This is a genomic window from Mariniflexile litorale, from assembly GCF_031128465.2.
In the GTDB taxonomy this organism is placed as follows: Bacteria; Bacteroidota; Bacteroidia; order Flavobacteriales; family Flavobacteriaceae; genus Mariniflexile; species Mariniflexile litorale.
This window is the reverse complement of sequence record NZ_CP155618.1, coordinates 4,114,606-4,127,550: the sequence shown is the minus strand read 5'-3', so window position 1 is coordinate 4,127,550 and position 12,945 is coordinate 4,114,606. Positions and strand designations below refer to the sequence as shown.

At 33.4% G+C, this 12,945-nt stretch carries 8 protein-coding genes; 3 read left to right on the top strand and 5 right to left on the bottom strand.

Features of this window, described 5'->3' with window-relative positions:
* The first annotated feature begins 9 nt into the window (after nucleotides 1-9).
* Nucleotides 10-2,664, top strand: coding sequence for a DNA gyrase/topoisomerase IV subunit A (locus QLS71_RS17475; RefSeq protein ID WP_308992071.1), 2,655 nt, complete (start codon nucleotides 10-12; stop codon nucleotides 2,662-2,664).
* A gap of 115 nt (nucleotides 2,665-2,779) precedes the next feature.
* Here the strand turns inward: QLS71_RS17475 and QLS71_RS17470 are convergent, their stop codons facing one another.
* The 5 genes from QLS71_RS17470 to QLS71_RS17450 form a co-directional block, all read right to left on the bottom strand.
* Nucleotides 2,780-3,901, bottom strand: a complete 1,122-nt coding sequence (locus QLS71_RS17470) for a hypothetical protein (RefSeq protein ID WP_308992070.1) — start codon at nucleotides 3,899-3,901, stop codon at nucleotides 2,780-2,782.
* 60 nt (nucleotides 3,902-3,961) lie between these two features.
* Complete coding sequence (locus QLS71_RS17465) at nucleotides 3,962-4,756, bottom strand: TerC family protein (protein WP_308992069.1); 795 nt, start codon at nucleotides 4,754-4,756, stop codon at nucleotides 3,962-3,964.
* A 68-nt stretch (nucleotides 4,757-4,824) separates the two neighbouring features.
* Entirely contained in the window at nucleotides 4,825-6,084 is a 1,260-nt protein-coding gene (locus tag QLS71_RS17460; protein ID WP_308992068.1) for a carboxypeptidase-like regulatory domain-containing protein, read from the bottom strand.
* A 111-nt stretch (nucleotides 6,085-6,195) separates the two neighbouring features.
* Nucleotides 6,196-8,004 carry a cytochrome c peroxidase gene (locus tag QLS71_RS17455; RefSeq protein WP_308992067.1) on the bottom strand — a complete coding sequence of 603 codons (1,809 nt, stop codon included), beginning with the start codon at nucleotides 8,002-8,004 and terminating at the stop codon, nucleotides 6,196-6,198.
* Nucleotides 8,005-8,084: 80 nt separating this feature from the next.
* Entirely contained in the window at nucleotides 8,085-9,608 is a 1,524-nt protein-coding gene (locus tag QLS71_RS17450) for a hypothetical protein (protein WP_308992066.1), read from the bottom strand.
* Between the two features lie 312 nt (nucleotides 9,609-9,920).
* Between QLS71_RS17450 and bshC the strand changes: the two genes are divergently transcribed.
* A complete protein-coding gene (bshC, locus tag QLS71_RS17445; RefSeq protein ID WP_308992065.1) occupies nucleotides 9,921-11,519 on the top strand; it encodes a bacillithiol biosynthesis cysteine-adding enzyme BshC in 1,599 nt (532 codons plus the stop codon).
* A 6-nt stretch (nucleotides 11,520-11,525) separates the two neighbouring features.
* Entirely contained in the window at nucleotides 11,526-12,899 is a 1,374-nt protein-coding gene (locus QLS71_RS17440) for an aminotransferase class V-fold PLP-dependent enzyme (protein WP_308992064.1), read from the top strand.
* Nucleotides 12,900-12,945: the final 46 nt, after the last annotated feature.

The window sequence follows — 12,945 nt, the reverse complement described above, 5'->3', positions numbered from 1 at the left end:
GATCAATTAATGATTGAAGAAGATAACGATTTAATTAGCGGACAAGACGAACCAAAAGAAACCATTACGCGTGTTACGGGTATGTTTAAAGATTGGTTTTTAGATTATGCATCGTATGTTATATTAGAACGTGCAGTTCCAGCTATTGAAGACGGTTTTAAACCCGTACAACGACGCATCATGCATTCTATGAAAGATTTAGATGATGGGCGTTATAACAAAGTAGCTAATATTGTCGGTCATACTATGCAATACCATCCACATGGAGATGCGAGTATTGCCGATGCTATGGTTCAAATAGGTCAAAAAGATTTGTTAATAGACACCCAAGGAAACTGGGGAAACATTCTTACTGGCGATAGTGCTGCTGCATCACGTTATATCGAAGCCCGAATTTCTAAATTTGGATTGGATGTTGTTTTTAATCCTAAAATCACCGAATGGCAAGCCAGTTATGACGGGCGTCGTAAAGAACCTGTAAACCTGCCTGTTATGTTTCCTTTGTTGTTGGCACAAGGAGGCGAAGGTATAGCTGTTGGGCTTTCAACCAAAATATTACCGCATAATTTTATCGAACTTATTGATGCTTCTATCAAACATTTACAAGGAAAACGTTTTGTTATTTTACCCGATTTCCCAACAGCTGGAATAGCCGATTTTTCTAATTATAACGATGGTTTAAGAGGTGGGCGTGTACGAGTGCGTGCTAAAATATCGCAATTAGATAAAAACACTTTGGTTATTACCGAAATTCCTTTTGGAACCACGACTTCATCGCTTATAGATTCCATACTAAAAGCGAATGATAAAAGTAAAATCAAGATTAAAAAGATTGAAGATAACACCGCTGCCGAGGTTGAAATTTTAATTCATTTACCTTCTGGTTTATCTCCCGATAAAACCATCGATGCCTTATATGCTTTTACAAGTTGTGAGTCGTCCATTTCGCCTTTGGGCTGTGTTATTGAAGATAATAAGCCCTTATTTGTTGGAGTTACAGAAATGTTACGTCGCTCTACCGATAATACGGTTCAGCTTTTAAAACAAGAATTAGAGATACGCCTTAATGAGTTTGAAGAGCAATGGCATTTTGCATCTTTAGAACGTATTTTTATTGAAAACAGAATTTATCGTGATATAGAAGAAGAAGAAACATGGGAAGGTGTTATTACAGCAATTGATAAAGGTTTAAAACCTCACATAAAGCATTTAAAACGTGCCATTATCGTTGAAGATATAGAGCGTTTAACCGAAATAAGAATCAAGCGAATTTCTAAATTTGATATTGATAAAGCACAACAAAAAATTGAGGCTTTAGAAGAACAAATTGCAGAAGTAAAACATCATTTAGAACATCTTATCGATTATGCCATTACATACTTTAAAAGACTTAAAAAGGAATATGGTGCAGGACGAGAACGTAAGACTCAAATCCACACTTTTGATGATGTAGATGCAACCAAAGTAGTTATTCGCAATACAAAACTGTATGTAAATAGGGAAGAAGGTTTTATTGGAACTTCATTACGAAAAGATGAATACGTTTGCGATTGTAGTGATATAGATGATATCATTGTGTTTACTAAAGAGGGCAAAATGATGGTTACCAAAGTAGATTCTAAAACCTTTATAGGTAAAGATATTATTAATGTAGAAGTTTTTGATAAAAAAGACAGTCGTACTATATACAATATGATTTATCGTGATGGGAAAAGTGGACCATCGTATATAAAACGCTTTTCTGTTACAGGAATTACCCGCGATAAAGAATACGATTTAACTAATGGCAATAAGGGTTCTACCGCTTTGTATTTTTCTGCAAACCCCAATGGAGAAGCTGAGGTTGTTAGTATTTTGCTTCGACAAGCAGGAAGTATTAAAAAATTAAAATGGGATATCGATTTTGCTGATATTATAATAAAAGGTAGAAACTCTAAAGGAAATTTAGTTACAAAATACCCTGTTAAAAAAGTTGAACTAAAAGAGAAAGGCATCTCCACATTAAAACCACGTAAAATTTGGTTTGATGATGCGGTACAACGTTTAAATGTTGATGGAAGGGGTGAGTTGTTAGGAGAGTTTAGAGGTGAAGACCGAATACTTATAATCAACCAAAAAGGAATAGTAAAAACCATCATACCAGAAGTAACCACACATTTTGATAGTAATATGATTTTAATGGAAAAATGGATTCCAAAGAAACCCATCTCAGCTATTTATTTTGATGGTGAAAAGGAACGCTATTTTGTAAAACGTTTTTTAATTGAAAACGAAAATAAAGAAGAAAGTTTTATTACAAGTCATGAGAAATCGCATCTGGAAATAGTTTCAACCGATTGGATTCCTAGGGCTGAAATTGAGTTTACTAAAGAACGTGGTGTAGAACGAAAAGACAATTTGCTTGTTAATTTAGAAGAGTTTATTGCCGTAAAAGGTATCGCCGCTTTAGGAAACCAATTAACTAGAGAGAAAGTAAACCAAATTAGCTTATTAGAACCGCTTCCTTATGAAGCTCCTGAGGAAGTACATGCTAATGATTTGGAAGTGATTGATGAAGAAGATGTTATTTCTTCAGATTCTGATAAAAATAAAGGCGATAAGGATCAAAATAACGATGATTCTGAAAGCGAAGATGATGGTAAAGGACAAACCAAAATGTTTTAATAATTCTATTATATGATTTTCAGACTGGTAATAATTGTGTTGCTTGCTATAATTGCGTATTATTTATATCGTATTTATAAAGGCAATAGAAATTATTAATAACCGTTCTGTATTTTTATTTTATAATTGAATTTTTCACAACAATTGGCGTGTCAGAATGCATCGAAATACTTGGATAAATAGGATACCATGAACCTCCAATATTATTTGTAATTACAGAGTTATTAATACTTATATTTCCTGTATGGTTATTGCTTACAAAAAATATGGATGCGCCATGCGTATTCACTTCATTTTGCTCAATTCGGGTTCCTAGTAGTTTAAGGGTCATGGTGTTTCCGTCATTATAAATAGCTCCTCCACTGCCTCCTCCAGGAGTTCCAGATTGTGAAGGATTACCTCCATTTCCTATCGCTTGGTTATACGAAAATAAGCTGTTAATTATAGTCCAAGATACTCCAATACTGCTAATACCACCACCATTGGAACCTATGTTTCCATATTTTTCGGCACCACCAAACGTACTGTTGGTTATGTAAACAGGCATATTGTTATATTGACTAAACACTCTTATTGCACCACCACCAACATCAGGACCTGTAGAGGCACAGACATTGTTGAAAAATCTTGAATTCACGATTTTAAACCGGCCGCCCCGAACCCAAATAGCTCCGCCACCAGTGTATTCAGTTTCAGATGATGCATTACCATCGGCAAAGGTTATATTTTGAACCGTAAGTCGTGGAGAGTCTTGATTTTGACAATGACTGGTTGTCCATACCTGGTTTTGGTCGCAAGTATTCATATATAAAATACGGTTAGTTCCATTTCCGCTGAGTGTAATTAAACCACCTCCATCAATTATAACGTCTGGATTGGCATTGTTAAAAACTTTAGCAGTTTTATCCATTTTTATGGTTATAGGTCGAGATCCGCAATTAAAAGTTATTTTACCTCCCTTTGCTACAGCATTTACAACGGCATCGCACGTACAGCTTTCTGGCGTACCATTACCAATTATGGTATCTGGATTGGAAACATTTTCTAAACCAGCCTCTGTGGGAATGGGGGAGTTCCCTTCTGGGTTTCCAGCTGGTGGGCCATCTTCAGGGTTTTCTAAAGGATTGTTTATTATAACAGTGTCATTAGCAATACTTTCATTAGAACAATTACATAGGGAGTATAATAAAATAAAACTAAAAGCTAGTTTGATACTTTGGTAAGTTAAATACTTCATAAGTAGGTGTTTGGTTATTTACATATACGAAACAATGCTGCTTTTAGGATGATATGGGTGCTATTCTTTTTTTTTCTTTTTTTCAATTCTAAAACTTAAAAACTCTACAAATAGAGAGAAAGCTATGGCGAAATATAAATAACCTTTAGGGATGGCACCAACTTCGTTACCAAATAGCTTAGTATGCGATAAATGGGCAGCTTCGGTTATTAACATAAACCCAATCAAAATTAAAAAGGCTAAACCTAGCAACTGCATGCTGGGGTGTTCATTAATAAAGCGACGAATGGGGTTTGCAAAACCTATCATCACAAAAATGGAAATAACAACTGCAATTATCATTAAAACAAGGTTGTAATTATGATTTGGATGCAATCCATTAGTCATTCCCACCGCAGTTAATATAGAATCAATAGAAAAAATAAAATCAATAAGTATGATTTGAACAATAGCCTGCGATAAACTTTTTATTTTTTTTCCTTTTAACTCATCTTCATCATGCTTAGGAGATTCTACTTTTTCATGAATTTCAGAGGTGCTTTTATAAATTAAAAACAATCCGCCACCAAATAAAATAATGGCTTGCCAGCTCACAGCTACATGCAGCCACGATAATTCAATAGTATAAAAAGGCTCTTTTAAACCAATTAAAAACGTTACAAAAAATAACAAAATAATACGCTGTACCATAGCTAAAAGTAAGCCAATGGTTGTTGCTTTAGATTGCTGATGTTCGGGTAGCTTATTAGCTGCAATAGAAATAAAAACAATGTTGTCTATACCTAAAATAATCTCTAAAAAGGTAAGTGTTAAGAGCGCCATAATGGCATCACTAGTTAATAAAAAATCTATCACGATATAAAATTTAGTATGTAAAATTACTTAAAAATTATCTGTGTGATTAAAATTTTATACTAAATATTTTAAGTGCGCTTTAATTGTTTTTTAATTTTCTCTATAGCTGCCTCAATAGATTTTTCGGGTTCAATAATGTTGTATTTTCCCCAAAAGGCGGGATCTTTGAACCCAGAAGTTTCATCTGCTAAAATAGTAGTTGGTTTTAGCATGTTTTCTTTTGTTTTAATTAATTTAGGGTCGTTAACACTCCAATCTGTAATAGCCATTTCACTGTTTAGAGTATACACACTATTAAATAGTTTTCCTTCCCAATTTACTTTAAAGGTTAGCAAAATATTGCTATAGGCGTATTGCCACTTTCCGTTTTGGGTACGGTAGTTTACGCGGTAGGTAGCTTCGGTAGGATACACATCTACTTTTCTTGGTTTTTTACGAATATACATTTCGCTAGATAATTCTCTGTTTTCAACATTAAGTCTAAAAACGGCATTGGTTAATGCTAAAGTTTCAGAATCTATATAAAGTTTTCCGTAGTATAGAGGCTCTTTAATATTTGGTTTTTGTTTAAAATTGATCACGTAAACTGGCTTGTTGTTTACTTGGGTAGACTCACTAAAACTAAACTCGTATAAAGCAATGTCTTCTTTTGTAAAAATATATTCTGGATATTTTATAATATCGGTGTATAAATTAGAAAATGGTCCGCCTTGAAGTTTTAAAGCTAATGTGTCTAACTTTTTGTAATTGGTACTTTTTCTTGATTTTATAAGTTCAATAGCATCATTTTTAAAATTGCTATAAGGCTGTTTGTGTATTTGCACTACAGCTTCAGATAACGAGGCATTTTTTCGTCTGTTTTTAATGGTTTCTCTATAAAAAGCAGTCATTAAAGCATTTTCATTATTATAAACGTTACTTCTATTTTTTAAGGTTTCTTGTAAAAGGGTTTCAGCATCTTTAAAAGTTTTAATTTCTACCACATTCAATTCTGTGATTGCAGGAATGAGTTTGATTTTTGAATGAGCATTTAAATCAGAAATTTTCAATTCCCTTTTTTGGTATCCTAAATGAGAAAAGGTTACAGATTTATTGGCAAGCGAATCTGGTATTTTTAAAGCAAACTCACCATCTGAATTGGTAATAGTACTAATATTGGAGTCTTTAATTATGATGTCGGCAAATATTAAGGCATCATTAGAAGTGTCGTCTACAATTTTTCCTTTTATTTCTATATAAGCTGTTGGCGTTTGTGCATACAGATGCTGTAAGCCTATAAAAAAAAGAAGGCATGTGATTAAGGTAAGTGAAAAGCGTTTATTTTTCATGATGTATTGATAACTAATTATTTAGTTAGCATAAAATACAAAAAAAAACGCTTGTTTGTATTGTTTTTGTAATTTTTTTAATTAAACGATTGTTTTTAAAATACTTACCATTTATTCCTTTTTAGAAAGATTACTATCGCTAAGCGTTTTCATAAAAGCAACAATACTTGTTTGTTCTTCGTTGGTAAGGTTTAATTCATCAAAAGGTAAGGTTTGGTGTTCTAAATCGAACCCAAGTCCGCCACCGCCACCTTTATTATAAAAATCGACCACCTCTTCTAGAGTTTGATAAATACCATTATGCATGTAAGGGGCCGTAAGTGCAACATTGCGTATCGTTGGTGTTTTAAACATGCCTTTATGTAATGCTTCTTTATATTTCCAATAAAAGCCTAAATCTTCATCTAATTCTTTATTATCAGATGCATTAGGTACACCAATAACCTCTTTCTCCGTTTCATTAAAAAACGGTGGTACAGTTCCATTTGTTAAAGGAATAAAATGACAGGTGGCACATAATGCTTTTCCCATAAAAAGATTGTATCCTTGTTTTTCTTCATCTGTAAACGTATGTTCTTCGCCTCTAATATTTTTATCAAACTTAGAATTAAAACCATTCAACGTAGAAATATAAGAGGAAATTGCTTTAATAACATCTTTGTTGTTTTTGGAAATTTTGCCATAAGCATCTTTAAAAAGAGTTGTATAGGTGGAATCTTTTAATATGGCATCAGAAAACTCATGCACATTGGTGTTGAATTCTTTGTCGTTTGTAAATACTAACGAAATTTGATCTATTAAACTGCTGGCTCTACCATCTAAAAAGAAACTTTGTTGAAAGGCCGTATTTATAAGTGTAGGCGTATTACGTTGAAGCGGCTTGCCATTGTTGTCTGTATTAACCACCATAGCATCGGCATATCCTTTACTTGGAATATGGCAGGTTATACAAGCCATAGTACCATTAGCAGAAAGTTTGGGATCTGAAAACAATTTTTCGCCCAATGCAATTTGTTTTTCAGAAGGGTTTCTGTTGGTTGCAGGAGTGAAATAATTCAAATTAAAGGAATCATTCTCGAAAAAGGTAGGGGCATCAAAATTAAAAGGTTCTGTATTTATAGATTCCCAAAGTTCACTAGTTTTACGAATATCAACCCAATTTCTGGTGATTGGGTTCATATAATCTCTTGTAAAAGTAAACCGATCAAACGTATCAAAGTGGTTATTTTTATTGATAAATTCTATAGCTTTTGATAGGTTATTTATAAACGCTTTATCTAAAGAATTATTTTTATTTAGAATAATAGACTGAATGGTATTTTGGTAGACTGTTTGTAAACTTTCTAAAGAAATTTTAGTTTCATCAATTCCTAAGTGGCTAACTGGCGTGTCAAAACCAGAAATAGCTAAACTTATAATTCGGAATAATTGTTGGTGTATTGCTATAAAAAAACGTTGCGCGTTTAATTCTCTTTTTTCAATGCCTTTTGTTAGAACAGAAAGCATGCCTTGTGTTATATAAAGTTCTTGTTCAAAATCATTTTTATTGACTTCTTGATTATAAATACTTTCCTCAATTTTTTGAAAACCTACAGGACTTAATATTTTTCCACTATCATCTTTATAAATAGGAAGCGCAGGTCCGTTGGCTCTATGCCCAACTTCTGGGTTTAAATAAGAAGCATAAGGTTCGCCTTTTTTAAAAGCTTCACGCGCAAGTTTAAAATATAGTTTTGATTTTTCACCATCAAACCCTTCCAATTTTAAGCTGTCTAAGTAAACGAGAGACAATTGAATGTTTTCTAAATAATAATTCTGAGCTTTAGACCAATTCACAGCACCTATAGTAGGCTCTTTTTTACAAGAAGCTATTAAAATTAAAAAAAGGAATATGGTTGTAGCTTTAATGATTGTTTTCATTTTGAGAGTTTTATAAATAAAAAGAATCTCCATTTTTTTAATGTAATGGAGATCTTTTTTCTTAAGAAATAATATGTTTTTTATCTAGGTAGGCCTTTTAATATAACAATTTGTCCACCTTCATTATGTGGTAAATTTGTTGATGAAAAATCAGTGCTTTTCCAATAATGTGGTTGTAGTGCTAAAACGAATGTATCTGGCACACCTACTTTATCAGAAATATCTACTAACGATCCGAATTCACCAGAAAGACCTGTACTACCAGTAGGCGATAGGTTACTTTCTATTTTAAGTTCTAAAACAACTTTAGTATTATTACCATTTAGATCCGATTGGTAAATGTATGCTGCATGGCCTCTACTAAAAGAGTTCGGATCTTCTTGGAAATAAATATAGTTTTCAGTCACACAAATATTATCAGGACTTTGAAGAGAAGATAGATTTCCGTCTTTATTATTAGTATCGGTATTACCGCTAATAACTTGAGTTAGTTTTCCAAGTAATGGATTTGTAGCATCTAGCTGTAATTTGTAAACCGTTCCCCAGTCGTTAACATCTCCTGTATTTGGACCAAGGCCAGTTACCGCAAAATAAACGTTTCTTCCATTGGCATCACTTCCTTTTTGATAATCTACATCCTCAACTCTTATAAACTGAGATGCGTTTACAGCGGTGCAAGCGGTTTCCATTTCATTTTTTGTCATGGCAGCACCATTAACAATCTCTACAAACTCTACATCATAGGTTTTTCCGAAATCAAGAGCACCTTCATCATAAGTCGTTGCAGCTGTAACATTCATAGCGCCACCCGTACCGTTTGAAACTTGTTTAAATCTTAAAACATATATTTTACCGTTTTCTAAATCGGCATCACCATTTTCAGATAAATACATAGTTACCTGTCCTTTTGATCCGCTAGAGTCATCATCACCTCCAATAATGACTGTTTTACCAGAGAAAGCACCTTTTGGAAGTGGTACGGCATTTTCCCAAGAAAATTCACCAAGAGCATCCAAACCAAAATCGGCAGTAGGCGTAGGGGTTGTTATCCATGGGTCTATACCTTTAACATCGTAAGCGATACTTTCCGAAGCTGATAAAAAGATGTCTTTGTCACCACCATGAATTGCTTTTTCCCACATGGTTCCAGAACACTGTCTTGCATAATCGGCTACGCCAGCATTTAGTAACCACTCTCCTTTAATAGGAGTTAGGTTTTTATCCAAACGAATGCGAGACACACCATAATCGTCTTCTGCATTAACCACATATATGTATTCATCACCATCTTTTAAAAACCCAGCCCCATCTTGAGCTCCAACTAAACGAAAACCGTTTGAAAGCACATCGGTAGAGCTTATTAAAGAGTAAGCTTCTACAGTACTAAACTGCGAATGCATTTGAACTAATGGCGATAATGATGATTTGTTAGTAAACATCATGGTAGAGGGTGTAGAATCTTCTCCATCTTTACCATCCTGTCCATCAACGCCATCTTTTCCATCACTTCCGTTTATACCATCTTCACCTTCACAGCTTATAAGCACTGTACTTGTTGAAGTTATTACAAAAAGGAATAAAAATAGTTTTAATAATTTGTTCATAATCTAATATTTTTTTTGATTGTTACTTTAGTTTTCAAAGGTATTATTAGAGGTTTTTATAGTTGTTAACTCAATACTGTGGTTTGATTAATTTAGGGTTATTGCAATGTAAACAAGGTTAACAAAACATTAAAAGAAAGAGGTTTTAGCTGTGGCGTGTTATTTTAAAATTTAGGATTGAAAGCCAGCATTTACATTTAAGTATTTAAACTATAATCTTTTGTTTTAATGACTAATCAAAATTCTTAACTTATTTTTTAGATTTCAAAAATTAGAATAACTGTATCTTTACAGTTCAACTTTATGTTTTATATGTTAACGGATACTATTTCATTTAAAAAAACAGGATATTTTTCTTCATTAATTTGTGATTATTTAGATGAAAAACCAGAGTTAAAGCCTTTTTATAATAACTTTCCTAAGCTTGAAAATTTTAAAACGCAAATTGAAGAGAAAGCAGAGTCTTATCTAGCAGAGTCAAGAACTGTTCTAGTAAAAAGGCTAAAAAAGCAATATCAAAATAGTGAAACTTCTGTAACTACCTTAAAAAATATTGAAAGTTTAAATTCTAAAAACACCTTCACTATTACTACAGGGCATCAACTAAACCTCTTTACAGGACCGCTTTATTTTCTATATAAAATTGTATCTACAATTAATCTTTCAAATGAATTAAAGAAAAGCTATCCTGAATATAATTTTGTGCCTATTTATTGGATGGCAACCGAAGATCATGATTTTGAAGAAATAAACTATTTTAACTTCAAAGGAAAAAAAGTACACTGGAATAAAGAAGCTAATGGAGGCGTAGGCGAATTATCTACTGAAGGTTTAGATGCTGTATTAAATTTATTCTCGTTAGAATTAGGAACAAGCAAGCATGCCGAATATTTAAAAACATTATTTGAGGAAGCATACTTAAAACATGAAAATTTAGCAGATGCAACCCGATTTTTAGCAAACGAATTGTTTAAAGATTACGGTTTAGTAATTATGGATGCTAATGATGCTGCATTAAAAAAACAGTTTATCCCTTTTGTAGAAGATGAGTTACTCAATCAAACTTCATTTAAAAAGGTATCGGAAATAAATGAACACATAAACAAATTATCAAATTACGGAATTCAAGTAAACCCACGTGAAATAAATTTATTCTATTTAACCGAAAATTTAAGAGAACGTATCGTTTTTGAAGAGGGCGTTTATAAAGTAAATAATACTCATATATCTTGGAGCAAGAGTGAGATATTAAAACACCTTTATGAGGCGCCAGAACGGTTTTCTCCTAATGTGATTATGCGTCCTTTATATCAAGAAGTTATTCTACCAAACTTATGCTATATAGGTGGTGGTGGCGAGTTGGCGTATTGGTTTCAGCTAAAACAATATTTTAATAAAGTTAATATACCTTTTCCTATATTGCTATTGCGTAATTCAGTATTGATTCAATCTGAAAAGCAATCTGAAAAGCTTAAAAAGCTTCATATTTCAAATGAAGATGTTTTTTTAAAGCGCCATGCATTTATTAACAAAAAGGTAAGAGAAATTTCAAATATTGAGATTGATTTTACTGAACAAAAAAAACATTTACAACAACAGTTTCAGGATTTATATAAATTAGCAGAAGAAACCGATGAATCTTTTTTAGGCGCAGTAAAAGCACAAGAAGTGAAGCAATTGAAAGGATTGGATGCTTTAGAAAAGCGCTTATTAAATGCTCAAAAAACAAAACTGTCTGATCAAGTGTTTAGAATGACCGAGATTCAAAATGAATTATTTCCCAACGGAAGCCTACAAGAACGGAATACCAATTTCTCTGAGTTTTATTTAGAATATGGAACACAGTTAATTCCTGCTTTAATGGCTAGCCTAAATCCGCTTAAACATGAGTTCACCATATTAACACTATAGTATAGCATGCACAAAATAGACATTGAATTGGTAGAGATGACTTTAGATGTCATGAAATATACCATTGATAGAATTTCATCAACAACTAATAAAATAGGAAAGCCTCAAAAAGAAGAGGCGCTAAAAGCATTGGTGGGTGAAACCATTACGACTGAAGGGATAGGAGGTGAAGTAGCGTTTAATTTATGGAAAAAACATTTAATGCATGCTAATGTACCCTTAGACCATCCTAGAAATTTAGCTTTTGTACCAGCTTCTCCAACTAGAGCAGCCATTATGTTCGATTTGGTAACCTCGGCATCGAGTATTCATGGAGCCTATTGGATGGAAGGTGCAGGGGGTATTTTTTGCGAAAACGAAGCCATGCGTTGGATGGTCTCTTTAACAGGCTTGCCAGAAGGTGCTTTTGGTGTATTTACCAGTGGTGGTACGGCTGCGAATCTTTCAGCAATAGTTACAGCAAGAGAATCTTGGAGAAGTTTAAATGAAGAGAATAAAGAGAAAAAAGGACTTATTATTACTTCTATAGGCGCACATTCTTCCATTAAAGCGATGGCAAAAGTAGCGGATATAGATGTCTTGCTTGTAGAGACCGAAGATAGAATGGAAGGAGAAGCGTTGCAAAATACTATTAACAATCTAACAACTCACCAACGTCAGCGATTGTTTGCTGTTGTAGGAACGGGAGGTACCACAAATGCTGGTATTATTGATGATTTGTTTGGTATAGGGAAAATTTGTGAAAAGGAAAAGTTGTGGTTTCATATAGATGCAGCGTATGGTGGAGGTGCTTTGGTTGCCGATTCGGTGAGGCATTTATTTAATGGTATAGAAATGGCCGATAGTATTACTATAGACCCACACAAATGGATGTTTGCACCTTACGATTGTGGTGCTGTTATTTATAAAACACCAGAATTAGCGAAACAAGCCCATTCGCAAGATGGCTCCTATTTAGATATTTTTAAAGATGAAGGAGCTAAGGGTTTTAATCCAAGCGATTATCAAATACAATTAACACGTCGTGTACGCGGCTTACCTTTATGGTTTTCACTGGCAATGCATGGAACTAAAAGGTATAAACAAGCCGTAGAACGTGGTCTAGAATTGGCGCAAATAGCAGGTAAATTAATAGAACAAATGCCACATGTCGAGTTGGTTAGAGCACCGAGTTTATCCTGTGTTCTGTATAGAAGGATAGGGTGGGAGCCAGAAGATTATACGCATTGGACCTATGAAAATCATAAAAAAGGTTTTGCTTTAGTAACACCTACAAAATGGAAAACCGGAGATGGTTTTGAAACCGTATCACGTTTTTGTTTCATAAATCCAGATACCACAAAAAAAGACATTCAGATGATTTTAGAGAGCATGGTTTAAAATTTTAAAAAAAATCATAAATCATAAATCGTAATTATAAAATCCT